Consider the following 25,454-nt stretch of genomic DNA (forward strand, 5'->3'; position numbering starts at 1 on the left):
CGACAGGTGGCATGGGATGACCTTGGTGCCCATGATCGAATGGTGGACTCCGGAGAACGAACGCGAGCTCGAGGTGCGCTGCGCCCGATTCAGGCTCGCCAAGCTGACGCTCGATCGCGGCACCGCGAAAACGGACAGGGCGGATTCGGACAGGGAGGATGAGGCCGATCCGGCGGCGTGACTTCGCCGAGCTGCCCCCGTCGCTCGTGGCCGAGCTTGAGCGCAGGCTGGGCGCCGTGCGCGGCTTCGAGGAGAGCCGGGGCGGCTTCTCGGACGGCGTGCTCGGCGTGGTCGCGCTCGCCGGCGGGGAGCACGTGTTCCTCAAGGCCGTCCCGGCGGACGGCGGGGACGCGGAGGGCTACCGGGAGGAGGCGGCCGTCAGCGCGGCCCTGCCTCCCGGGGTGCCCGCGCCGCGCCTGCTGTTCACGGACGAACGGGACGGCTGGCTGCTGATCTGCTCGGAACTGGCGCCCGGACGGGTGCCGCACGAGCCGTGGCGCCCCGAGGAGCTGGCGGCGGCGCTGGACCTGCTCACGGTCTGCGCCAGGGAGCTGACCCCGGCGCCGCTGCGCGGCCTCCCGACCGTCGCCGCGCGCATGAAGGGCCGCTGCGAGCTGTGGCGGGACCCGGGCCCCGTCCGGATCGGCGCGTGGGAACGAGACCACCTGCCCAGGCTCGCGGAGGTCGAGCGGGGCTGGGAGCCGCTGGTCACCGGAGACACGATGCTCCACTTCGACCCCCGGTTCGACAACATCCTCATCGACGGGCACGGCACGGCCCGGTTCGTGGACTGGGGGCGGGCCTGCCTGGGCCCGGACTGGGTGGATCTCGTCTGCCTGCTGCTGGAGTCCGAGCTCGGGGCGCCCGACCCGGAGGAGGTCTTCGCCGGGCACCCGCTCGGGCGGCGGGCGGCGCCGGAGAGCGTGGACGCCCTGCTGGTGGCGCTGCTGGGCTACTGGACGCGTACCGCCGCCCTGCCCGGACCGGCGCACGCCCCGCACCTGCGGGAGCGGCGCGAGCACTCCCGCCGCGCCACCCTCGCCTGGCTTGGCGCCCGCTGGGCGTGAAGAGCCCCCGCTAGCCGCCGACGTGGATGCCGGGCCGCTTGGCGGGGTCGGGCTCGCTCTTGCGGAGGATCTCGCGTACGACCGGCGCCGTGTCACCGCGGCCGAGGATGAGGTAGCGGAACAGGTGCACCAGCGGCGAGCCCTCGGCCCACGCGAAGTAGCAGTGCGGCCGCACGCCCCCGGCGTCGCGGAGCGCGAGCAGGACCGCGGCGATGGCGTTGGGCGCGGCCGGGCTCTCCACCCGCAGGATGCGGTATTTGTCCACCTCCACCCCGCGCACGTGGAGCACGTCGCTGAAGCCGGACGGGTCGATGACGTCGATCTCCAGGAACAGGATGTCCGCCCGGCCCGGGACCGGGTTGACCCCGCGCTGCTCGGCCTCCTTCTCGGCGTATTCGGCCGCGTCGCCCGCCTGGCGGCGGTTGGCGATGATGTTGAGCGCGCCGTCGTAGTCGAGCGAGTCGCCGACGAACCGCCGCGCCGCCTCGTCGAACTCGATCCGGTCGGCCCGCAGCTCCGTCGTGCGCGAGACGCGCGAGATCAGCGAGATGGCGATGATGCCCAGGATGAACAGGGCGGAGATGGCGATGCCGTCGGGCTTCTCCCTGATGTTCTCCACCAGCGCGTACACCAGCACCAGGGTGAGCACGGAGAAGCCGGCCGTGGCGCCCCGCTGGCGGCGGCGGATGGCCGAGATCGTCACCGCGACCGCGCCGGAGACCATCATGGCCAGGATGCCCGTGGCGTACGCGCCGGCCTGGGCGTCGACGTCGGCGTCGAACGCGATGGTGAGCACCACGCAGATGCCCGTGTAGACCAGCACCACGGGCCGCACGGCGCGGCCCCAGTCGGGCGCCATGCCGTAGGAGGGCAGGTAGCGCGGCACGATGTTGATCAGGCCGGCCATCGCGGAGGCCCCGGCGAACCACAGGATGAGGATCGTGCTGACGTCGTAGACCGTGCCGAACGCCTCGCCGAGCCGCTCGTGCGCCAGGTACGCCAGCGCCCTGCCGTTGGCCTCGCCGCCGGGCCGGAACTTCTCGGCCGGGATGAGCACCGTGGTCACGAAGCTGGTCGCGATCAGGTAGACGCTCATGATGAGCGCGGCACTGGTGAGCAGCTTGCGCGTGTTGGCGACGCGGGAGTTCAGCCGCTCCTCGGCGGTCTTGCCGCCGGCGGCCACCAGCGGCATCATGCTCACGCCCGTCTCGAACCCCGACAGGCCCAGCACGAGCAGCGGGAAGGCGAGCACGGCCGGCCCGATGAGGCCGCCGAAGCCGCCCGTACCGCTGGTCAGCGCGTCGGTCCAGCGGGAGAGCGCGTCCGGCGAGGAGAAGACCTCGCCCAGGCCGACGGCGACGACGATCGCGTTGAGCACCAGGAAGATCGCGACCAGCGGGATGGCCACGCCGACCGCCTCGCTGAACCCGAGCAGGAACACCCCGCCCAGCACCAGCAGCAGCACCACGGTCAGCAGGACCTCGCGGCCGTGCAGGAAGCTCGGGAAGTACGGGTTCTCCACGACGTGCACCGACGCGTCGGCCGCCGACAGGGTGATCGTGATGATCCACGACGTGGCCACGAATCCCAGCAGCACCAGCACGAACAGCTTGCCCCGCCAGAACGGCAGCAGCCGCTCCAACATCGCCACGGAGCCCTGCCCGTGCGGGCTCTCGCGGGCCACCCGCCGGTACATCGGCAGCATGCCCAGCAGCGTCAGCGCCACGATGAGCAGCGTGGCCAGCGGCGATAAGGCGCCGGCCGCCAGCGCGGCGATGGCGGGCAGGTAGGCCAGCGTCGAGAAGTAGTCGACGCCGGTCAGGCACATGACCTTCCACCAGGCCTGCGGCTCGGCGTGCCCCTCGGTTGTCTCCGGGCCCGTCGGCTGCACGCGAAGCTGCAGGAGCCAGCGCGCCAGCCCGTTGGGCGGGGGTGCTGGAGGGGTCGGGCTTTCGACGACCGCGGGGATCGCGGGCCCACCGGTACCGCTCACCGGATCTTCCTCTCTCATCGAGAAACGCACACCACCCTAGGGGGTGCGGCACGCTATCACGCGGCTGGTCCGGCGAATCTCCCCACATCCCCCCGAACGCGGACCTGACCGGTAATTGAGTTGCCCCCCGCCGAAGCCCTCTGATGTGCTGACCCCGAATCCAGGACGACCAAGAGGAGCAGCGAATGCGGACAACGTTTATGTCCCCCCGGATCGAAAGAGCCGTCTATTCGAAGGACATGACGTTCGTTGCGTATGCTCAACTTGGGGATCTTGGCGCATGTAGACGCCGGTAAGACCAGCCTGACCGAGCGGCTGCTGCACGCCGCCGGCGCCATCGACGAGATCGGCAGTGTCGATGACGGCAATACCCAGACCGACTCACTCGCCCTGGAACGCCGGCGCGGCATCACGATCAAGTCCGCGGTCGTCTCGTTCGCCATCGGCGGCACCACGGTCAACCTGATCGACACGCCCGGCCACCCCGACTTCATCGCCGAGGTGGAGCGGGTGCTCAACGTGCTCGACGGCGCCGTGCTGGTCGTCTCGGCCGTCGAGGGCGTGCAGGCGCAGACGCGCGTGCTCATGCGCACGCTGCGCCGCCTGGGCATCCCCACGCTCGTCTTCGTGAACAAGATCGACCGTCGCGGCGCCCGTCACGACGGGATCGTGCGGGAGATCGCGGACAAGCTCGCCCCGTCGGTGGTGGCCATGGGCTCCACCGCCGGCCTGGGCACGGGGGTGGCCTCCTTCACGCCGTTCGACGGCGCGCCGGCCTTCGCGTCGCGGCTGGTGGACGTGCTGGCCGGGCAGGACGACGCGCTGCTGGCCGCGTACGTGGCCGGCGAGGAGATCCCGTACGCCAGGCTCCGCGCCGAGCTGGCGGCGCAGACGGGGCGGGCGCTCGCGCATCCGGTGTTCTTCGGTTCGGCGATCACGGGCGCGGGTGTGGACGCGCTGATGGCCGGGATCGAGGAGCTGCTCCCCGCCGCCCAGGGCGACCCCGGAGGGCCCGTCTCGGGGACCGTCTTCAAGGTCGAGCGCGGCCAGGCGGGCGAGAAGATCGCGTACGTGCGGCTGTTCTCGGGCACGGTACGCACCCGCGACCGCCTGCGCTTCGGCGGCGACCAGGAGGCGGACGGGTGTATTGAGGGGAAGGTCACGGCGATCAGCGTGTTCGACCGGGGCGGGGCGGTGCGATGCCCGTCGGTGGGCGCCGGCCGGATCGCCCGCCTCTGGGGTCTGGCCGACGTCCGGATCGGCGACGCGATCGGCCTGCCGGGCAAGGCCGGGCCGCGGGGGCACTTCGCGCCGCCGAGCCTGGAGACGGTCGTGGTCCCGCGCCGCCCCACCGACAGGGGCGCCCTCCACCTCGCGCTGGCCCAGCTCGCCGAGCAGGACCCGCTGATCGGCCTGCGCCAGGACGACCTGCGGCAGGAGGTGTCCGTCTCCCTCTACGGCGAGGTGCAGAAGGAGGTCATCCAGGCCACGCTCCTCGACGACTTCGGCCTCGACGTCGCCTTCCGTGAGACGACCACGATCTGCGTCGAACGCCCGATCGGCACCGGCGAGGCGTTCGAGGTGATCGCCACGGACTCCAACCCGTTCCTCGCGACCGTCGGGCTCCGCGTCGAGCCGGCCCGGGGTGCCGGTCACCGTAACCATGACGGGGCCGAAGGGAGCGCGACCGCAAACACGCAGTTCCGGCTGGAGGTGGAGCTGGGCTCGCTGCCGTACGCGTTCATGAGGACGATCGAGGAGACGGTCCGCGAAACGCTCCGGCAGGGCCTGCACGGCTGGCAGGTCGAGGACTGCGTGGTCACCCTGACCCACTCCGGTTACTGGGCCAGGCAGAGCCACATGGGCGGCGGGTTCGACAAGAGCATGTCCAGCACGGCCGGCGATTTCCGCAACCTCACCCCGCTGGTTCTGATGACCGCGCTGAAGCGGGCCGGGACCAGGGTGCTCGAACCGGCGCACCGCTTCCGGCTCGAACTCCCCGCCGACACGCTCGGCTCGGTGCTGCCCGCGCTGGCCCGCCTGGGCGCCGTCCCCCGCACCCGGACGCCCGGCCCGGCGGGCGGGGTCGAGGTGGAGGGCGAGATCCCGGCGGCGAGCGTGCACGAGCTGGAGCAGCGGCTGCCCGGGCTGACCCGCGGCGAGGGCGTGCTGGAGTGCGCGTTCGACCGGTATCAGCCCGTACGCGGACCGGTCCAGGAACGCCCGCGCACCGACCACAACCCGCTCAACCGGAAGGAGTACCTGCTGCACGTGGTGCGCAGGGTCTAGGCGCCGTCCTTGTCGGAGTCGGCGGCGAAGACGATGGCCCCGAGGTAGCCGTCATCCTCCTTGGTGATCTTCATGAGCATGCTGTCGTCGTAGATGTTGTCGTTGTCGTTGAACGTGTCGCGCCCCGTGTGCTCCGAGTACGGCGACTTCGCCATGACCGCGCTGTTGAGCTTCTCGTCGAACATCATCTGCGTGGTCAACACGCGCTGGTTGCTGAAGTGGACCATGGCGTGGATGTGGATCGTGCGCCCCCGGTACCAGCCCGGCCAGATCGTGGTGAACTCCACGATGCCGTCGGCGTTGGTGACCTGCGCGCCCCGCAGATACCGCTTGTCGTCGGTGGGCGTCAGGTCCGCCATGTCGCCCTCTCCGCCGCCGCCCGGCCCGCCGCCCGGTCCGCCGCTCGGCGGGGCGCCGGTGGGCGCGCCGCTCGGGGGAGTGCCCCCGCCGGGCGGGTTGCCGCCGCCCCCGCCGGTCGAGGCCGCCTCGGCCCCCGAGTAGAGCCCGGCCGCGTCGCAGTGCCAGATCTCCACGACCGCGTTGCTCAGCGGCTTGCACGTCTCGCTGTCCTGCACCTTGACGGCCACCCGCAGTCGCACGCCCTGCTTGTCCTCGCGGATGTCGCTGCGGACCTTGTCGGCGTCGAAGTAGTACGGGCCCTGCGTCGTGGCGCTGGTCAGCTTGCACGTGCCGGCCCCGGCGAACAGCGAGGTGAGGTCCTTGGCCGTGGTCGCGGTGGGCGTCACGCTGGCGCCCGTGGACGTCGTGACGGTCGCCGTGCCCTCGGCGCTGGAACAGGCCGCCAGCAGGCTGCCGAGCCCGAGCGAGCTGATGCCGGCGAACAGCCGCCGCCTGCTGACGCGCTGACCTTCGTGATCGTGTCCCACTATGGTGTCCTTGTCCGGGATGCTCCGATGTTCCGGACCTCACCGTAGGACGGGACCTCTTGGGACCGCCTTTGCCGTGGATGAAGTTCTCATGAGAGCGGGACGCGGTCAGCCGCCGTCCCGGTCGGAGTCGGCGGACAGGATGATCGTGCCCAGGTAGCCGTCGCCGTCCTCGACGACCCGCAGCAGCATGCCGTCCTTGAAGATGTTGTCGCCGGTGTTGAAGGTGTCGCGGCCGGTGTGCGCCGCGTAGGGCGGCATCGCCAGCACCTTGGAGTTGAGCGCGTCGTCGAACATGATCTGCGTGTTCAACACGCGCCACTCGCTGAAGTGGACCATGGTGTGGATGTGGACCGTACGGCCCGGGTACCAGCCCGGCCAGTTGGTCAGGAACTCCACGATGCCGTCGCCGTTGGTGACCTGCGCGCCCCGCAGGTAACGCTTCTCGTCCGACGGCTTCATGTCGCTCATGACGGCCTTGTCGGTGAAACCGCCCGGGGGCGGACCGCTGGTGGCGTCTTCTTGCGACTCCTTCTCCGCTCCCGAGTAGAGCCCCGCGGCGTCGCAGTGCCAGATCTCCACGACGGCGTTGCTCATGGGCGCGCACGTCTCGCTGTCCTGCACCCTGATGCCCATCCGCAGCCGCACGCCAGGCTTGCCCTCCCGGATGTCGCTGCGGATCTTGTCGGCGTCGAAGTAGTACGGGCCCTGCGTCGCGGCGGGGGTCAGCCCGCACACCCGCGAACGGGCGAACAGCGAGGCGAGATCCGCGGCCGGCGGCCTCGACGCCGCCCCGGCCCTGGAACCGGGCGCCGACAGGACGGCGCCGAGCCCGAGCGAGCTGATGCCGGCGATCAGCCGCCGCCTGCTGACCCGCTGACCTTCGTGATCGTGTCCCACTGGAGTTCCTTCTTGCGTTCCTGCACTCAGACGAACCTCTCATGGGAGGACGGCCTTTCGGCGGAGGCGCGGCCTGCGATTCATGACATTCAAGTCGAAAGCCTTTTCGGTGATATGAAACTGTAACCAGCCAGCTCGCGAGCTGATCAGCGACCGCCTCTCCGGATAGGCGCAGTTAGAAGGCTATGCATACAGTTGCAGTGGCCGATTGACAGCCCCCGCCCGGTCGTTCTACTTTCCCGAAAACCTTTTAGGTTCACAGCTTCGATCCCTGTCCGTGATGTTAGCGCTAACACAAGCAATCGCTAGATTGTAAGGGGCGAACACATGAGACGACGCTGGGCGGCGGCCCTCACCGCGGCACTCGTGCTCATCCTCGGCAACGCGACGCCCGCGAACGCGGGCGCGCCGATCACCACCTCGATCTACACGGCCGACCCGGCCGCGCTGGTCGTGGGCGACACCCTGTACCTCTACACCGGCCACGACGAGGCCCCGACCGGCGGCACGAACTTCGTCATGCGCGACTGGCACGTCTTCACCTCGACCGACGCCGCCAACTTCACCGACCAGGGCGCCAAGCTCTCGATCTCGAACTTCTCCTGGGCGGGCGCCGACGCCTGGGCGGGCGAGGTCGAGCGCGGCGCCGACGGCAAGTACTACTGGTACGTCCCCGTCAACGGCAACGGCGCCGGCTGGATGGACATCGGCGTGGCCGTCGGCGACAGCCCGCTCGGCCCGTTCCGCGACGCCAAGGGCGGCCCGCTGATCAGCGACAGCACCCCCAACTCCTCGCCGCTCAACATCGACCCCACCGTCTTCACCGACGACGACGGCCAGGTCTACATGTACTGGGGCTCCTACTACGGCCTGCGCGCGGCCAAGCTCAACTCCAACATGACCTCCCTCAACGGCTCGGTCGTCACCCCGAGCGGGGTGTCGAACTTCTGGGAGGCCCCCTGGATGTTCAAGCGCAACGGCGTCTACTACCTCGCCTACGCGGCCAACGACTCGGCCTGCTCCGCGCCGGGTTACGCCTGCATCAGGTATGCCACCGCCAGCAACCCGCTCGGCCCCTGGACGCACCGCGGCGTCGTGCTCGACCAGGTCAGCTCGACCACCAACCACCCGGCGATCATCGAGTACAAGGGCCAGTGGTACATGGTCTACCACAACGCCGCCGCCCCGGGCGGAGGCAACTTCCGCCGCTCGGTGACCATCGACAAGCTCTACTTCAACGCCGACGGCACCATGCAGAAGGTCGTCCAGACCAGCGGCGGCCCCACCACCCCGGGCAACCTGGCGGCCAGTGCCACCCCGTCCACCTCGTACGTCTCGCCATGGGAGACGCTCGGGGCGGTCAATGACGGCTACACCCCGGCGAACTCGGCCGACCACAGCCACGGCGCCTACGGCAACTGGGACCACCAGGGCACCGAGTGGATCGAGTACCGCTGGCCGACCGCGCAGACCGTCTCCAGGTCCGAGGTGTACTGGTTCGACGACGACCTCGGGATCGACCTGCCGGCCTCGTGCCAGGTGCAGTACTGGAACGGCAGCGCCTACGTCAACGTGCCCGGAGCGTCGGGCTGCGGCGTGGCCGCCAACACCTTCAACAGCACCACGTTCACGCCGGTCAGCACGACCCGGCTGCGGCTGAACATCACCTCCAAGTCCGGATTCTCGACCGGTGTGCTCGAATGGAGGGCCTTCTCATGAGGCGCGCCCTGTTAGCCCTGCTGCTCGTGGCGGGATTGATCGTCGCCGGTGCTCCGGCGCACGCGGACCAGACCATCGGCTTCCCAACGTTCAGCGGCCCGGCCGTCCCCGCCCCGCCGGGGTCGTACACGCCGGGCAACATGATGCAGGCCATCTACGACGCCGAGAGCTCCGGCACCGACTTCTGGATGGACCGGCTGCTGTCCCGCTCGGGCAACGACCCGGCCGGCACGTGGCTCATGACGCGCGGCCGGGCGCTGTTCATGAAGACCCACACGCCCGGCACGCTCGGCTTCGCCGGGCAGGTGGCGTACTGGGAGAGCATCAACAACAACAACGCCTTCACCGTCGCCGTCACCCCCGGCACGTTCACCGAACAGGTGAACTCGCGCTGGCAGGCGCCCAGCTACTGGAAGAGCCGGCACACCAGCGGCTCGATCACGATCGACCAGACGAAGTTCATCACCGACAACAACGTGGCCGTGGCCAACCTGGCCATCACCAACGGCGGCTCCGCCTCGACGACGCTGCAGTTGCGGGCCACCTCGCCGTACGCGACCACCGGCAGCGGCAGCGAGCTGACCGGCCAGGTGAACGCCTACAACAACCTCACCACCCTCTACCCGAGGCTGACCGGTGACGGGTTCACCGTCTCCAGCGGCGGGCTGAACAGGTCCGTCACGATCGCCGCCGGGGCGACGACGACCGTCAAGGTCGTCATGGGCTTCGTCACCAACGAGATCCCGGCCTCGCGCACCGACTACGACGCCTACGCCGGCTACACGCCCGCCACCGCGTTCGCCACGCACGTGCGCGCCTACAACAAGTGGTGGGCCGACAACGTCCCCTACATCGACGTGCCCGAGCCCGGCATCAAGAAGAACATCTACTACCGCTGGTGGCTGATGCGCTTCAACAACCTGGACGCGGACATCCCCGGACAGACCTTCCAGTTCCCCACCTCCGTCGAGGGCGCGCTGGGCTACAACAACGCGATCGCGCTGACCCAGCCCATGCACATCGACGACCTCAAGTACCTGCGTAACCCGATCTACTCGTACGGCGACTGGCTGAGCGTCGGGCAGATCTCCAAGAACGGTCGCTTCCTGGACAACCCCGGCGACCCGGAGAACTGGTCGAACAGCTACACGCAGTACATCGGCGAGGCGGCCTGGAAGAGCTACCAGATCCACGGCGGCCAGCCCGGCATCGCCGCGAACCTGGCCCGCTACGCCGAGCAGGACGTCAAGGGCCAGCTGTCCTACTACGACCACGACAACAACAAGCTCATCGAGTACGACTGGGGCGCCCTGACCGGCAACGACGCCGACGCCGTGTCCTTCCACTGGAAGCCGGGCAACATGGACCGGGCCGAGTCCGCCTACCAGTACAGCGGCGCGCTGGCCGCCGCGCAGGCGTACGACGCGATCGGCAACACGGCCAAGGCCAACGAGATGCGCACCCTGGCCACGCAGATCCAGAACGCCATCGTCAACGTGCTGTGGAACCCGAGCAGGCAGCTCTTCGAGCACCGGCTGAAGTCCACCAACGAATGGGTGCCGTGGAAGGAGATCAACAACTACTACCCGTTCGCCGTCGGCGCGATCCCCAACACCTCCACCTACAAGCAGGCCCTGCGGCTGTTCGACGACCCGGCGCAGTACCCGATCTTCCCCTTCTACACCGCCAACCAGGCCGACAAGGCGGCCTCGGGCACCGGCAGCAACAACTTCTCCACGATCAACTCCACCGTGCAGTTCCGCCTGCTCTCCTCGGTGCTGCGGAACTACCCCAACGAGTGGATCGACCCGACCTGGTACAAGAAGCTGCTCTACTGGAACGCCTGGGCGCAGTACATCAACGGCAACACCCAGTGGCCGGACGCCAACGAGTTCTGGGCCGACTGGAACGGCTCGTCCATCACCTACCGCTCGTGGATCCACCACAACATCCTGGGCAGCAGCAACTGGACCGTGATCGAGGACGTCGCCGGGCTGCGGCCGCGCAACGACGCCAAGGTGGAGCTCTCGCCGATCAACATCGGCTGGAGCAACTTCACCGTCAACAACCTGCGCTACCGCAACGCCGACCTGACCATCGTCTGGGACGACCCGTCCGACGGCGTGGTGCGCTACCCCGGCGTGCCCGAGGGCTACTCGATCTACATCAACGGCAGCCGGGCGGCCACGGTGTCGTCGCTGGTGCCGTTCACGTGGGACCCGGCCACCGGTGACGTCACCACCAGCGGTTCCGTCACCTACCACGTGGCCGTGCCCGGGCTGCAGGCGCCCGCGCAGGTCACCCAGAACAGTCCCCGCATGGTCGACATGCTGGCCAAGGCCGGCGTCGACCTGACCGCCAACCTCACCAACCTGGCCTCCGGCGCCACCGCCACGGCCTCCACCACCGCCTCGGGCAGCAACACCGCGGGCGCGGTGGACGGCTTCCCGATCAACGAGCCGTTCTGGGGCGGCACGACCGCCGGGCAGGACTGGTACGAGCTGAACTTCGGCTCCGCCAAGACGGTCAACGAGGTGCGGCTCTACTTCAAGGACAGCCGCCCGGCCAGCGCCACCTACCGGGCGCCGGCGTCGTACGACATCCAGTACTACAACGGCAGCGCCTGGGTGAGCGTGCCCGGCCAGGCCAAGACGCCGTCCGCGCCGCGGGCCAACTACAACGTGGTGCAGTTCTCCGCGGTCAGCACGCAGCGCCTGCGGGTGCTGGCCACGGCCGCCTCCGGGGCCAGGACGGGGCTCACCGAGATCAAGGTGTTCAACCGGGGCGGGACGCAGCAGCCCAATCCCACCAACCTGGCGTCGTCGGCCACGCCGTCGGCGTCGAACACCTCGTCGTGGGAGAGCGTGGCCGCGATCAACGACGGGATCGACCCGCCGTCGTCCAACGACACCGTCAACCCGCGCTGGGGCTGCTGGCCGGAGACCGGGCAGCAGTGGGTGGACCTGACCTGGGGCTCGGCGCAGAACCTGAACCGCGCCGAGGTCTACTTCTTCGACGACGACGAGGGGATCGACATGCCCGCGTCGTGGAAGCTGCAGTACTGGAACGGCAGCGCGTACGTGGACGTGCCGGGCGCCTCGGCGTACACGCTGACCAAGAACGCCTACAACAGCGTCACCTTCAACGCCACGAGCACGACCCGCCTGCGGGTGCTGCTCACCGGTAACGGCACCAACTCCGTGGGCCTCCTGGAGGTCAAGGCCTACGGCCCATGACCCCCGTCGTCTGATCGAGCGGGCCGCCTGCCTCAATGCAGGCGGCCCGCTCCGGCCTTCGCCGGGACGAGGGCGCGCAGTGCCCGCGGCGGGTGGACGCGGGTGAACAGCGTCGGGGTCCAGCCGGCGTCCGAGCCGACGGCCGTGCCGTGCGCGGTGTTGTACGCGGCCACCACGTCGGCCGGGGCGCCGTCCACCAGGTTGCCCTTGGCCGTGATCGCGGTGCCGTTGAACACCGACAGGACCTTCTCCGCCGCGATGCCGTCGAAGGCGTTGTTCTCGGCGTAGACCTTGGAACCGAAGCCCACGCCGATGCTGTAGCCGTGGTCGTCGCCGCCCGTGTAGTAGTTGTTGTAGACGTGCACCTGGCCGAAGCGCACCCTGGGCGTGCGCTGGCCCAGGCCCTCGAAATAGTTGTGGTGCAGGGTGACCTTGAGCTTGTCCTCCTCGCCGTAGCGCGTCGGGCTGTCGGTGTTGCCGATCAGGGTCACCTTGTCGTGGTCGCTGAGGTGGTTCCAGGAGAGTGTCACGTACGTGGAGGCGCGCACCACGTCCAGGAGGCCGTCGTGCACCTGGTACGGGCGGCCGAAGTAGCGCGGCTGGCCCGAGTCCGGGTTGTCGCCGTCGTTGAGCGTGTTGTGGTCGAGCCAGACGTGCGTGGATCCGGAGACCTCGACGTTGTCGAAGGAGGCGTTCCAGTTGCCGTCCGCGCCGTCGGTCGGATCCCACTGCGGGAAGCAGTCGGAGGTGTCGGTGATGGTGAGGTTGCGGACGATGACGTTGTCGGCGTTGCTGACGCGCACGCCGAAGCTCTTCAGCGCCGCGTCCGCGCCGAGGCCCATGAGGGTGACGTTGGAGCCGACGGTGACCGTGACGTGCTCGGCCATCTTCGCGTACGACGCCTTGCGGGCGTCCTCCAGCGGGCCTGAGGGGAGGCTGGTCCGGCCCCAGACGGCCGGGTCGTAGGCGGCCAGGTACGCGGGCAGGCTGTAGCCGTTGACGCCGTAGTCCTCGCAGGTCAGCGGGGTTCCGTCGGCTCCGGTGTCGGCGTCTATGGCGCCCTTCACGTACACGATCCTGGGGGTGTTGTCGGCCGGGTCGCCGAGCGCGGCGATCAGTTCGGCCCGGGTCCTGACGACGTGGACGTCCTCGGGGCGGGCGGCCGAGCCGCCGGTGGTGCCGCTGGTGGCGGCGGCCCAGCCGTCGTCGCGGGGGAGCACCTCGCGGCCGGGCTCGGGCGGGGTCGGGCGGTGGCGGCGGACGGGGTTCCAGCCGTCGGAGCCCGCCAGGTACCGCTCTGGGGTGAAGGTCGCGGCCTGCTCGGGGGTGAGCTGCGGCCGGTCGTCGTTGACGGCCGCCCCCGGGCCGTGGTTGCGGTACTCGGACAGGCGGGCGTCGCGCCAGCTCAAGCCGGACATGTCGGTCCAGGGCGCGTCCTTGATCTGCTGGCCCAGCCATGACTCACGCACCAGCACCTGCCCGCGGGCTGTGGTGGAGCCGCCCGCCGGCCACGGGCGGCCCAGGTGGAACGTGCGGGCGGGCGCGTCGCTGGTGAGATGGCTGCGGTAGATCAGGAAGCCGTACGGGTTGCTCAGTTCGGTGCTGGCGGCGGTGACGTAGCCGTTGTTGTCCGCGCTGCCGCGGGTCCTGCCCTTGATCAGGCAGTGGTCGAAGACGGCGGTGGCGCGGCCGAAGATGAAGTCGACGTCGCCCTCGACGTAGCAGCCGGTGAAGTACTGCCTGGCGGCCGTCGTTGCCGAGGCGGTGTTGGCGTACAGGGTGTCCTGGTTGCCGATGAACCGCACGTTGTCGTAGACCTGCCGGTCGCCCGTCGTCCGCACGGCCACGGCCTGGCTGTAGCCGTGGGCGGCCTCGTCGTAGGCGTTCTCGAAGGTGAGGTCGCGGGCGGTGAAGTCGGGGGCGCTGATCGTGTACGAGGCGCTGCCGGAGGTGCCGTACGGTCCCGAGCCGTCCGGCTTCTGCGCGGCCGCCGAGGCGTCGAACGTCAGCACCACGTCGCGCGGGTCCCGCGTGGCGCCGACCAGGGAGATGTGCGGTTTGTCGGCCGGGATCACCACCTGCTGCCGGTAGGTGCCCTTGCGGACCAGGATGGTGACCCGCCGGGTGTTGCCTGTCGGGACGGCGTCGACCGCGGCCTGCACGGTGGTGTGGTCGCCCGTGCCGTCCGCCGCGACCACGATGGTGGCGGGCGGTGGGGCTGCTGTCACCGGAGGCAGGGCGATCAAGGGGAGAAGTAACAGGAATCGCATGAGGCGACCTCGCCGAGGGGCGTGCGGCAATCGGTTGCATGAAACGCTGACTCAGCCCCCTCATCTCGTCAATGCTCTGCAGTGAAACTGCACCGGCCTGCGACAATCGATTGCAAGATTTCGGGTGATCTTGACCGCTGGAGCGCGCCGCATCTACAGTCCGCCTGATATTTATCGGTGTTTCGCTGAAACTTTCATCGGGAGCATCGTGCGCACCCTCAGAGCTCTGGTGGCCGCCGCCCTGTTATGCCTCGTGCCCGCGATTTCCGCGCACGCGGCGGCGGACCTCACGTACGACTTCGAGAACGGCACCACCCAGGGATGGGGGCCGCGCGGTGGCGGCGTCTCCGTCACGGTGACGTCGGACGCCGCCCATGGGGGCACGAGCAGCCTGCTGACCACCGGCAGGACCGCCACGTGGCACGGCGCGTCGATCGCCGCGCCGTTCGTCAGGGGCGTCGGCTACACCGTGACCGCGTACGCGCGGCTGGTGAGCGGCCAGCCGGCCGGCACGATCGCGCTGACCGTCCAGCGCACCCCGGCCGGGGGCAGCACCACGTACGAGCGGGTCGCGGCGGCCACCGTGACCGACGGCGGGTGGACGCGGCTGTCGGGAAGCTACCTGTTCACCGACGAGTCCGCCGACGTGCAGCTCTACGCCGAGAGCTCCGACGCCACCGGCCAGTTCTACCTGGATGACATCGTCGTCACCCCGCTGGGCGACCCCACGCGCGAGCCCGTCAGCAGCGACTTCGAGGACGGCACCGCGCAGGACTGGGCGCCCAGGGCCGCCGCCGTCCTCCAACCGGGCGCGGAGGCCGCCCACGCGGGCAGCCGCTCGCTGGCCGTGACCGGCCGCTCGGCCTCCTGGGACGGCCCCGCCCTCAACGTGCTCGGCCGGATGGCCAAGGGCGACAAGTACGCCCTGTCGGTGTGGGTGCGGCTCGGCCCGGACGCCACGGCGGGCCGGCTCGGCCTGTCGATCGAACGCAGGACCGGGGGCACCCCCAGCTACGAGCGGGTCGTCGCGCCGAAGGACGTGCCGGTGGGGGAGTGGGTGCAGCTGTCCGGGACGTACACGCTCGCGTACGACGTCGAGTTCCTCAGCGTCTATGTCGAGTCCGACACCGGCACGTTCCCCTTCTACCTGGACGACTTCTCCATGAAGTACCTCCAGCCCAAGCCGATCCAGACCGACATCCCCGCGCTCAAGGACGAGGTGCCGTTCGTCATGGGCTCGGCGCTCACCAGACCTGACGCGCTCGGCGTGCACGGCGAGCTGCTGGCCAGGCACTTCAGCGGCGTCACCCCCGGCAACGAGCTCAAATGGGACGCCACCGAGCCCCGCGAGGGCGAGTTCGCCTTCGCCGACGGCGACTTCCTGGTGGACTTCGCCACCCGGCACAACATGACGATCCGCGGCCACACGCTCGCCTGGCACAGCCAGACCCCCGACTGGGTCTTCCAGAACGCCGACAAGGAGACGCTGCTCAAGCGCCTGGAGACGCACGTGCGCACGCTCGTGACCAGGTACAAGGGCAAGATCGCGGCCTGGGACGTGGTCAACGAGGTCGTGGACGAGAACCAGCCCGACGGCCTGCGCCGCTCCAAGTGGTACGAGATCGCCGGGCTCGACTTCATCCGCACCGCCTTCCGCGTCGCCCACGAGGCCGACCCGGACGCGAAGCTCTTCATCAACGACTACAACACCGAGTTCCCGCGCAAGCGCGAGGCCCTGTACGCGCTGGTCAAGCGGCTCAAGGAGGAGGGGGTGCCGATCGACGGCGTGGGCCACCAGCTCCACCTGAACATCGAGCACCCGCCCGCCTCCTCCGTCGAGGCCACGATCGAGCGCTTCGCGACGCTGGGGGTGGACCAGCAGATCACCGAGCTGGACGTCAGCATTTATACGGACTTCGTCTCCTCGTACGACACGATCCCGCCCGAGCTGCTCGTCCAGCAGGGCCACCGCTACAAGGAGCTGTTCGACGTCTTCCGGCGGCAGGCCGCCAACCTCAGCTCGGTGACCGTCTGGGGCGAGTCGGACGACGTGAGCTGGCTGCGGTCGTGGCCGATCCCGCGGCTGAACGCGCCGCTGCTGTTCGACGACGACCTGCAGGCCAAGCCCGCCTACTGGGGCGTCGTGGACCCGTCGAAGCTGGCCCCGGCGGTCCACAGGCTGGAGGCGCCCGCCGGGACGCCCACGGTGGACGGCAGGCGGGACCTGGAGTGGGACCTGCTGCCGGACTCGCCGATCGCACGGGTGGGCGACGTGTCCGCCGGCTTCCAGGCCCGCTCCTCGGCCAAGGGCTTGTACGTGCTCGCCGAGGTCACGGACCCGACCGTCGGCAAGGGCGACCAGGTGACGTTCACCGTGAACGGCACCCCGTACGTGGTCAGACGAACCGGCGGCCCGAAGGCGGCGGTGCGCCCGACCGCGACCGGCTACCGCGTCGAGGCCCTGATCGGCACGGGCGGCACCACGAACGCGATCGCCCGTGACACCGGCTTCGCCGGCCCTCCACCTCCGGCGGCCGGTAGTGACTCGGACGCGGTCGCACGTGACGCCGGTCATGCGGGCCCAACGACCAGCAGCGCCTCGGACGCGATCGTGCGTGACGCCGGTTATGAAGGACCCACACCCTCGGCGACCAGCAGCGACGTGGAGGTGACCGTACGCGACTCCGCCGGGGCGAGCACCTCCTGGACGGGGAAGGTGACCGCCACACCCGCGGTCAAGCTCACCTCCGCCGCCCACCGCACGCCCGTCCTCGACGGCGTCGTGGACCGGGCCTGGTCGGCCGCGCCCGAGATCCGCACCGCGACCTGGATCCAGGGCACGTCCGGCGCCACCGCCAAGGTGCGTTCGCTGTGGAGCGGGTCCACACTGTACGTCCTGGCCCAGGTCGCCGATCCGACGCTGAGCGAGGAGTCCCCGAACCCGTGGGAGCAGGACTCCGTCGAGATCTTCGTGGGCCCGGGCAACGGCAAGACCAAGGGCTACGAGGACGACGACGGCCAGTACCGGATCAGCTTCTCGGGCCGGATCACGGTCGGAGGGACGTTCGACGCGGGCGGGGTGAAGGATCACGTGAAGGCGGTGGCGAAGACGGTGCCCGGCGGATACGTCGTGGAGGCGGCCATCGACCTACCCACGATCACGCTCGCGCCGGGAACGCTGCTGGGCTTCGACGCCCAGGTCAACGACGCCACGGGCCCCGCCCGTACCAGCGCGGTGACCTGGAACGACAACACCGCCCGCAGCTACCTGGACACCAGCCACTGGGGCGTGCTCCGCCTGACCCAGGGGTAGGATGACGCCCCCGAACCGTCGATCAGCCATGTCGCCGATGCCGTCGTCATGCCGGCTTGAGAGGAAGTCGACTCAGTCCGCGACCAGGTGGGAGGCCCACTTAGGGATCTTGTCGAAGTCGTCCGCGTTCAGATCGATCCGTTCGGGCGAGGGCAGCTTCTCCAGGGAGCCATCGGACAGGTCGAGGATGGTCAGCGAATCGAGTTTGCCTGACCATTCGGGTAACGCCTGGAGGTGGTGACCGGCCAGGTCCGGATTGCCCGGGCTATCCGTGACAGGCAGCCGGGTATGACGTGCGACTCATCCGAGCGCCCTCGAGCCTGTTCGTTCTCGGAGGGGGCCGGACCCCGGCTACGAGTCCCGGAGCAGGGCCGGACACTCGTCGGCGACGATGCAGGCCAGTTCGACACGGGATGCGATGTCGAGCTTGGCGAAGATCCGGCGGAGATGGGTGGAGACCGTGTGCGGGGAGAGGAACATTCGCGCGGCGGCCTGGCGGTTCGTCAACCCTCGGGCGATCAGCCCCGCCACCGCGCGTTCCGTATCGGTGAGGCTGTCCCAGCCGAAGGCGGGCCGCTGTGGTTGGTCCCAGTGGCGGCGCCGTACACCCAGTGCACGCAGTCTCGCTCGCACGCGAGCCGCGTCCCGGAGCGCACCGATGTGCTGGTAGCCGTCGAGCGCCCGGTCCAAGCTCTCGATGGCCTGCTCGCGGGCGGAGGCGCCGGGGGTGTCGGCCAGCAGGACTCCGAGATCTTCGGCGCCCGAGGCGCGTGCCCACGGTTCAGGCTGATCGGCGGTGGAGGCCAACGCGGCGGGGTCCTGGTAGAGAAGGCCGCGGGCGTGGGCGGCCGTGACGGCGATGACGGGGAAGTCGGGATTGTCGCGGGCCAGAGACTCGGCCGTGTCGACGATGGTCTGAGCATAAGGACGATTGGCCGTGGCCAGCGCCAGCCGGGTCATCCACGCGGCCATGAGAGGCGTCGTCATGAGCGCCCAGCACCGCTCGTCCTTGTCGGTGTAGATGGCGTGGAGTATGTCCACCGCCTGTTCGGGATCGCCTTGGGCCTCGGCCACTGCCGCCATCACCCACCGTTCCCACACCCACCCGAACAGCATCCCCGGCGCGGCGTGTATGGAGTGGTAGCGCTCGATGTGCCGGGCCGCGCCTTCGATGTCGCCACGCCGCATGGCGATGAGAGCGAGCATGGACACTCCGACGCGGACGAACCCGAGCGTCCCCAGCTCGTCGGCGATCGTCAGCCCGGTCTGGGCCTCGGCGGCGGCGTCATCGAGGTGACCGGCGGCCAGCCGCAGAACGGAGCGGAACAGCGCGGGTTGCGCGGCGAGCACGGTCAGCCCGAGGTCTTTGATCTCCTCCTCGGCGGCGTGGATGGCGATGTCGGTCTCCTCGAACTGCCGCATGGCCCGGTAGTTGAGGCTCAGCAGGAGGCGCGCGTACGGGCGCTGGATGGCCTCGACCCTGCCACCGTCAGCGATCTGCACGGCTTCGTGCAGGTACGCGAACGAGTCGGTGACCCGCCCGTCGACTATCGCGAACCGGGCGAGAAGGAGGAGAGCTCCTACGACGGCGGCGTCGTTGTGCTGCCCGCGGTCGGTCAGAACGGCCACGGCCCGCAGCCGCCCCTTCCCGAAGTCGTTCAGGCAGATGAGCCCCCAGAACACCGTCCATTCGGCGATGCCGCGAAGGTCATCCGGCATGTCCTGCTGGGCCAGCAGGTCTTCGACCTCGGCCACAGCGTCTGCCGGCCGGCCGCTCAGGAGCAGGATGTACGCCAGCGCGCGGTGCAGGCGAAGGGCCTGGGCAGGCGGTGCCCTGCCGAGCGCGGCACGGGCAAGATCGGCCGCTTCCGTCAGCCGCCCGATGGCCGTCAGGGCGTCGATCGCGGTGGCGGCGCGACCGAGCCAGCCAGGATCAGTGGGATCGCTGAGCGCCAGCGCCCGCTGAGCAAGGTCGGCGGCGGTCTGGGGCGAGGATCGGAGCACCTCGCGCGCCGCCTGATCCAGTCCGAGCAGTGCGGTTGCGTCACCGCGACTGGCACCGTGGATGAGGTGTGCGGCGGCGAGAACGGCTGACCCGCTCCGTCTGAGCAACATCTCTCCTGCGTCGCGATGCAGGGCCTGCCTCACCGGGACAGGGATGGTCTCGACCACCGCCTGCCACAGCAGGTCGTGCCGGAAGGCCAGCTCACCCCCGTCGGGTTCGACGATGCCCGCCGACATCGCCTCCTCCAACATGGGCAACAGGCCACTGGTCGATTCGCCGAGCATTTCGGCCAGATCCTTCACCGAGAACGAGCGGCCCAGGACCGCGGCGCCTTGAAGCAGATGCCTGGTCCGCTCGGACACTCCTTCCAGGCGTTCCTGCGTCACCGCCCGAGCCCGTGGCAGCCGTCCGGAAACCAGTCGCGCGTGACCATCGACGACCTGGAACACACTCTCGCTCTTGAGCTTCTCGAGGAGATCGACGAGTAGGAAGGAATTGCCGTCCACCAGGTTGGCCAGGGCCAGCACCTCCGGGTCGGGCTCCGCCCCGAGGACGTCGGTGACGACGTTCGCCACCGCCTGCTCGTCCAGCGCCTTCAGCCTGATCCGCACCGCGCTGTCGTGCTCCAGTACCTCGAACAGACGGTCGAGGCGGGGGGTGTCGCCGCTGCCGGTCGTACGGGTCAGCATCCAGACGAGCGGGTAGGAGGCGAGGTCTCTCGTCATCGACCGCAGGGCCAGCAGCGTCATCGGGTCGGCCCACTCCAGGTTGTCCAGCATCAGGAGCAGCGGCCCTTCGGCCACTCGCTGCTCAAGCTGCTCCTGCAGCCCTTCCAGCAACAGCAATCGCTGATCGGCCGGACCCGAGATGCTCGCACAGTCCCCCAGGGAAAGAGATTCCCCGAGGGCCGACATCAGCGGGGCCAGCGGTACCAACTGGGTCAGTTCGTCCGCCACGCCCCTGGCGATCCCCAGCCCCGCCTTCCCGGCGGCGGTGGCGGCCACGTCGAGCATGCGGCTCTTTCCGACCCCCGGCCGGCCCTCGATCAACACGACTCCACCACGGCCGGCCTGAGCCGCCCGGATCAGGCCGACGACCAGCTCCCACTCGCGTGCACGGCCACGCCAGCCAGGCCACGAAGCCCCGCAGAACTCGGGCCCACCTGCCGTTTCCGGGACATTGTGGGATATGTCCCCCATAAATGCATTACACCGCGGCCGTAGGCAGCCCCGCAAACACGCTCACGAAGCTTGTCGATCACTCGCGCCGAGGATGGGATTCACACAGGCATGCGATACGCCGCATTCCTGCGCGGTGCAGGCTCATATTCACTCCCTCATCTCTTCGTACGAGGGACCCTCCCGGCTGAGGGCGCCGGCGAGAACGTCAGCCCTCTGCCGGCTGGCCTGACATCCCCTCGGATCTCATTTCGAAAGGATGGCAACAGTGAACCTGTCCGACAACTGGCTGATACTCCTGTGTCCTCTGGTCACGCTGCTCATATGGACGGCCGTCGCGAAAGGCCTCACACACCTGCGGGCCGGCCACTCCGCGGAAGCCGGTCGGCCCGACCCCGTCGGGTGGACAGATCGGCTCCGCGCCGGGGTCGTTCAGGAGACCGACGACCCTGCCGGCGCGCCGCGGACGGACCCGATGACCGGCCTGATGACCGGCCCGATGGGCGGCGGGAACGTCCGCCGGCATCCCCTGAGCCTGCCGATGCGGAACCGGTGGGGGCCGCGTTCGCTCCGAGGACAGATCACCCTTCTGGTCGCCGTCGTGGCCGCCGCCGTGGCCGTCCTCACCCTCCTCACCGTGGGGGTGGGGACGCGTCTGGTGGCCTCGGCCGGCACCGTGCAAGGGCAACCATCCGCCGCGCGAGGCCGGGCCGCGTCGGCCACGCAGGGCCGGGCCGCGGTGGCGGCTCAAAGCGGGGCCGGTGCCGCGCTCTGGTCCCCTTCGCACGACCACGGGCGGAGCCTTCGGCCCCGCGCGCCGCGCACGCCGGCCTACGCAGCCGCGTCCCGGGCGGTCGCCGTCGACGCGAGGCGACCACCCCCGGGCCGTACGCGATCCGGCTCGCTCCCGTTGATCGTGGGGCTCGAAACCGCCGAACTGATCGCCCTGGCCGGGTGGAACACCTGGAAGGTGACCGGCAGGCTGCTACGTCCTCTGGAGGCGGTCCGCGCCGAACTGGCCTTGATCGACTTCAGCGACCTGCCCGTCCGCATCCCGGAACCCGAGTACGCCCAGGAGATCAGCCGCCTGTGTCGCATGATCAACAACGTTCTGGGACGCCTGCACCAGGCCAAGAAGGAGCTTGAGGAGATCGCGCACCGCCAACGGCAGTTCGCCTTCGACGTCTCCCACGAACTCCGCAATCCCATCGCGGGCCTGCTGACACAGCTCGAAGTGGCTCGCCAGGATCCCGGCCCGGCGAGGTTGCCCGAAGTGCTCGGAAGGACGTTGGACCAGGTGGAGCGGCTCCAGACGATCACCGATGACATGCTCTGCCTGGCTCGCGTACGAACCTACGCACCCGCCGAACGACAGCAACTCGATCTCGCCGCCCTGGTCCAGACGGAGATCTCCCGCCGGGCGGACCGGCTCCCGGTGCGGCTCAACCTGGCCCACGGCACCACCGTCACCGCCGTGCCGTCCCAGATCGGCCGGTTGCTGGCGAACCTGCTGGACAACGCCCAGCGGCACTCCACGCATTTGGTCCGCGTCGAGGTGTTCGCCACCGAGGACGCCGTCGAGCTCGCGGTCAGCGACGACGGGCCGGGGATCCCGATGGACGACCGGGAGCGGGTGTTCCACCGTTTCACCAGGCTGGACGACGGCCGCCGGCTCGACCGCAACGGCACCGGGCTCGGCCTGGCCATCGCCCGTGACATCGCCCACGCGCATCACGGCACCCTCGGCGTCGAAGAGAGCGTTGCCGGCGGGGCGTGCTTCGTTCTGCGGCTGCCCCGAGTCCGATCATGCGAAATGGGGTCATCGTGAGGCTCGAACGGTGCTCGATCCGAAGTCGCATGGCGCTGTTCACCGGCGTGGCGGTGGGCTCGCTCCGCGTCGTGTTCTCCGTCGTCTTGTCCGCCCCGTCCAGGTGGTCGATCCGGACGGACAGGTGGTCGCCGCGACCAGGGGCCTGCGGCACAAGCCCGTCATGGCGCATAAGAGCCCCCGACGCGCGGCCAACGCCGTCGCGTGCCAGTCCGTCCTCGCGTCCGGCCGATGCCACATCGTCGTCGCACAGCGCGTGTACCGCAACGGCGACTGGACGATCTGCAACGCCGCACCGATGCTGCCGTTCTACGTCTACCCGGGGGCGGTGACCCTCTTGATCGCGGGGACCGCCTTCTTCACGATCGCCGTCGCCTACGGAGCGCGGCAGACGGTCACCCGCTCTCTCGGAAAACAGTCCTCAGCGCTGGCACATGATGTGGAGGGCTACGGTGAAGGTACGACTCGAGTGGCCACCACAAGGTCGTGCAAAGCGGCCCTGTCGCGGCGCACCAGCAGCAGCGCGATCGAGACCCCGGCCAAAGCGTACGAGGCAATCAGAAGGGGCATGGCGATGCCTTCTTCGTGGCCGCCTGCCAGCCGAGACACCGCCATATGAGCGCACTGCCACGGGAGCAACTTCACGACATTGCGTACTACGATCCGTACCGCACTGGGCCGCTTCCCCCTCGTAGTGACCACCACAAGCCCTGCTCGTCGCTTGCCCCACGTGGCATGGTGCCGCCCTGCCTCGCCGATGGTCAGATACGCTCCGACGGGCAGCATGCTCAGCCCAGTGATCAGCAGATCGCTGCCCACCATGCCGAGCCCATCGAACGGCCGTACTCCCGCGAGGTACAGCGGGACGAACACCACGGCCAGCAGGGCCAGCCAGACGACGATCACCAGATAGTCCCAGCCAACCGCCACCAGCCTGGGACGTAACGCCGCCCGACCAACCTGCGTCTTCCTCAACTCGTTCAGCACGCGCCGCCTCCTCGACCAGCACGATGATTCCACCTGCGTTCGTTACGTCCGCCATAGCAGTCGATGCGACCGCCGGCGCCGATCGTGAACCCGGCTACCGCAATCACAAGCGAAACACGTGCATCAAAGCCTCAAACCCTCGTAAAACACCCTCTCAGACCCAGGTGTAGTTCTGGTCCGTGACAGGCGGGAGAAGGGGATTCCCGGGCGGGGCATCCGGCGCGGGCAGCGTGCTGATGGCGGACCCGATCAGCGGCAACAGTGGCAGGAGTTCGGCTTCGCGGTAGTTCACCCACGCGACGACGCCCGGTTCGCTGCCGCCGTCCGGCAGGTCGTCGTACTCGACGGTGGCCAGCCGCGCGCGGACCTCGGGGGTGACGTGGCAGCGGAAGATCATGTGGATCTTGCGCGGTGGCGGGGTCCGGCCGGGCCGGGTGACCCGCTGGTCCTGTATCCAGCACAGCTCCGGCGGCGTCGCGTCGTCGAGGTTCAGTCGCAGTTCTTCGGCGAGCTCACGGCGTAGAGCCTCGATCAGGTCCTCGCCGGGGTCCACGTTGCCACCCGGCGGCGTGTAGTGGGAGCCGTTCGGCCTGTCGCGGCGGATCAGGGCGATGTCGTCGCCGCAGAAGATCAGGCCGCCGGTGCGGATCTTCACGCGGGAGAAGGGAGCCGTATCTGTCATGCACGCAGTGTCGCCCCGCGCAAGCCCGGGGACGCGGCGAAGGCCGGAGCTCCCGTGTACAAACGAAATTGGTCGGCGGCTCCAGCTCGTTTCCCGCCCGGCGCGCGACAGAAAAACGACAGGCGGCCTTCCTAGGCTTGGGCACGAGCGCACGGCTCATCGCACTGGGTCGGAGGGCTGGGGGTCAGCCCGGTTTGGGACGGCAATCGTCTCAATTGGAGGGCGCGACGTAGTTTCCCTTCTTCTTCGTCTCAGTCAATCCATCCGAAGAGAATCCCCTTCAAGAATGGTGTGAGATGCGAAAAAGGTCTGTGTTAGAACGGTCGGCGATCGTTGCTCTCCTCGTGACAGCGCTGCTGGGCGGCCTGGTGAGCGCGGTCGCGGCGGAAGATCGCGTACCGCCGGGCGGGGACAAGGTGCCGCAGTCCGAGTACAACATCAAGGACTTGCCCGGGGCCCCTCCCGGCAAGGTGGCCCCGCCCACCTTCAGCTTCGAGAAGCCGCGCGCGGTGGTCAACGGAATGACATATGTCGGCACCGCGTACATCGTCAATTCCTACACCCACGACGGCTACGCTTACTGCCTCGACGCCCACGCCGGCGGTGGTGGCGCGCCCAACTCCCCGGTCGGGTTGTGGCAGTGCAACGGCGGTCCGACATTGGCATGGAACGTCTACACCGTAAGCGGTTCGGGCTCCTACAGCTACAGATTCATCAATTACCAGTGGAACCGTTCGCTCGACTACCCGGCCGCGTCGAACGGCGCCAATCTCTGGCGGTACGGGGTATACGACTATGTCGACAGTCGCGGCCAGAGATTCTGGCCGTACTGGCGTCCTGAAACGGGTAACTGGGAGATCTCGGTGGAGCTCGGTGGTGCCCTCAACATGATGGACGCGTACGGGACACAAGCCGGCAACGGCACCCCGGTCCTCAACGGGCCGTACTCGGGTCATCCGCGTCAGCGGTGGGTGTTCTGCTGGCTGCCGGACGGCGTCTGCGGGTGACCGTCGCCATGACCTCGGCGCCGGGGATGAGCAGTGAGATCGACTTTCGCTGCGGCGACAGCTCCACAACCGGCGATCGCTGAACGAACCTGC

The 25,454-nt window shown here is 69.3% G+C and carries 15 protein-coding genes; 8 read left to right on the forward strand and 7 right to left on the reverse strand.

Annotated features, from left to right (window positions below):
• Positions 1 to 16: 16 nt before the first annotated feature.
• Positions 17 to 181, forward strand: a complete 165-nt coding sequence (locus ABZS69_RS18310) for a hypothetical protein (RefSeq protein WP_355373304.1) — start codon at positions 17 to 19, stop codon at positions 179 to 181.
• Positions 159 to 1,067, forward strand: a complete 909-nt coding sequence (locus ABZS69_RS18315; RefSeq protein ID WP_355373307.1) for a phosphotransferase — start codon at positions 159 to 161, stop codon at positions 1,065 to 1,067. The genes ABZS69_RS18310 and ABZS69_RS18315 overlap by 23 nt, the downstream gene beginning before the upstream one ends.
• Positions 1,068 to 1,077: 10 nt before the next feature.
• Here the strand turns inward: ABZS69_RS18315 and ABZS69_RS18320 are convergent, their stop codons facing one another.
• Positions 1,078 to 3,060, reverse strand: coding sequence for an amino acid transporter (locus ABZS69_RS18320; protein ID WP_355373310.1), 1,983 nt, complete (start codon positions 3,058 to 3,060; stop codon positions 1,078 to 1,080).
• Between the two features lie 255 nt (positions 3,061 to 3,315).
• Between ABZS69_RS18320 and ABZS69_RS18325 the strand changes: the two genes are divergently transcribed.
• Positions 3,316 to 5,349: a translation factor GTPase family protein gene (locus ABZS69_RS18325; protein ID WP_355373313.1), complete on the forward strand. Its 2,034-nt coding sequence runs from the start codon at positions 3,316 to 3,318 to the stop codon at positions 5,347 to 5,349.
• Here ABZS69_RS18325 and ABZS69_RS18330 read toward each other — a convergent pair.
• A complete protein-coding gene (locus ABZS69_RS18330; protein ID WP_355373316.1) occupies positions 5,346 to 6,236 on the reverse strand; it encodes an intradiol ring-cleavage dioxygenase in 891 nt (296 codons plus the stop codon). The genes ABZS69_RS18325 and ABZS69_RS18330 overlap by 4 nt on opposite strands.
• Before the next feature lie 108 nt (positions 6,237 to 6,344).
• Entirely contained in the window at positions 6,345 to 7,136 is a 792-nt protein-coding gene (locus tag ABZS69_RS18335) for an intradiol ring-cleavage dioxygenase (protein WP_355373319.1), read from the reverse strand.
• A 327-nt stretch (positions 7,137 to 7,463) separates the two neighbouring features.
• Here ABZS69_RS18335 and ABZS69_RS18340 point away from each other — a divergent pair, with 327 nt between their 5' ends.
• Together ABZS69_RS18340 and ABZS69_RS18345 are read left to right on the forward strand one after the other, a co-directional pair.
• Positions 7,464 to 8,855 (forward strand): glycoside hydrolase family 43 protein, encoded by a 1,392-nt coding sequence (locus ABZS69_RS18340; RefSeq protein ID WP_355373322.1) that lies wholly within the window; start codon positions 7,464 to 7,466, stop codon positions 8,853 to 8,855.
• On the forward strand, positions 8,852 to 12,091 hold the full coding sequence (locus ABZS69_RS18345; RefSeq protein WP_355373325.1) for a hypothetical protein: 3,240 nt from the start codon (positions 8,852 to 8,854) through the stop codon (positions 12,089 to 12,091). The genes ABZS69_RS18340 and ABZS69_RS18345 overlap by 4 nt, the downstream gene beginning before the upstream one ends.
• Positions 12,092 to 12,123: 32 nt before the next feature.
• Here the strand turns inward: ABZS69_RS18345 and ABZS69_RS18350 are convergent, their stop codons facing one another.
• On the reverse strand, positions 12,124 to 14,319 hold the full coding sequence (locus ABZS69_RS18350) for a pectinesterase family protein (RefSeq protein WP_355373327.1): 2,196 nt from the start codon (positions 14,317 to 14,319) through the stop codon (positions 12,124 to 12,126).
• A 250-nt stretch (positions 14,320 to 14,569) separates the two neighbouring features.
• Between ABZS69_RS18350 and ABZS69_RS18355 the strand changes: the two genes are divergently transcribed.
• Positions 14,570 to 17,674, forward strand: a complete 3,105-nt coding sequence (locus tag ABZS69_RS18355; RefSeq protein WP_355373330.1) for an endo-1,4-beta-xylanase — start codon at positions 14,570 to 14,572, stop codon at positions 17,672 to 17,674.
• 351 nt (positions 17,675 to 18,025) lie between these two features.
• On the opposite strand, the gene ABZS69_RS18360 is transcribed toward ABZS69_RS18355, so the two are convergent.
• On the reverse strand, positions 18,026 to 20,878 hold the full coding sequence (locus ABZS69_RS18360; RefSeq protein ID WP_355373333.1) for an AAA family ATPase: 2,853 nt from the start codon (positions 20,876 to 20,878) through the stop codon (positions 18,026 to 18,028).
• 247 nt (positions 20,879 to 21,125) lie between these two features.
• Here ABZS69_RS18360 and ABZS69_RS18365 point away from each other — a divergent pair, with 247 nt between their 5' ends.
• Positions 21,126 to 22,685, forward strand: coding sequence for a HAMP domain-containing sensor histidine kinase (locus tag ABZS69_RS18365; protein WP_355373336.1), 1,560 nt, complete (start codon positions 21,126 to 21,128; stop codon positions 22,683 to 22,685).
• 447 nt (positions 22,686 to 23,132) lie between these two features.
• On the opposite strand, the gene ABZS69_RS18370 is transcribed toward ABZS69_RS18365, so the two are convergent.
• Both ABZS69_RS18370 and ABZS69_RS18375 read right to left on the reverse strand, forming a co-directional pair.
• A complete protein-coding gene (locus ABZS69_RS18370; RefSeq protein ID WP_355373339.1) occupies positions 23,133 to 23,672 on the reverse strand; it encodes an RDD family protein in 540 nt (179 codons plus the stop codon).
• A gap of 154 nt (positions 23,673 to 23,826) precedes the next feature.
• Positions 23,827 to 24,354, reverse strand: a complete 528-nt coding sequence (locus ABZS69_RS18375) for an NUDIX hydrolase (RefSeq protein WP_355373341.1) — start codon at positions 24,352 to 24,354, stop codon at positions 23,827 to 23,829.
• Between the two features lie 344 nt (positions 24,355 to 24,698).
• Between ABZS69_RS18375 and ABZS69_RS18380 the strand changes: the two genes are divergently transcribed.
• The gene (locus tag ABZS69_RS18380; RefSeq protein WP_355373344.1) at positions 24,699 to 25,361 is read left to right on the forward strand and encodes a hypothetical protein; all 663 of its coding nucleotides are present in this window, start codon (positions 24,699 to 24,701) and stop codon (positions 25,359 to 25,361) included.
• Positions 25,362 to 25,454: the final 93 nt, after the last annotated feature.

Origin of the sequence: Nonomuraea sp. NPDC005650 (assembly GCF_040605375.1) — a bacterium.
Taxonomy (GTDB): Bacteria; Actinomycetota; Actinomycetes; order Streptosporangiales; family Streptosporangiaceae; genus Nonomuraea.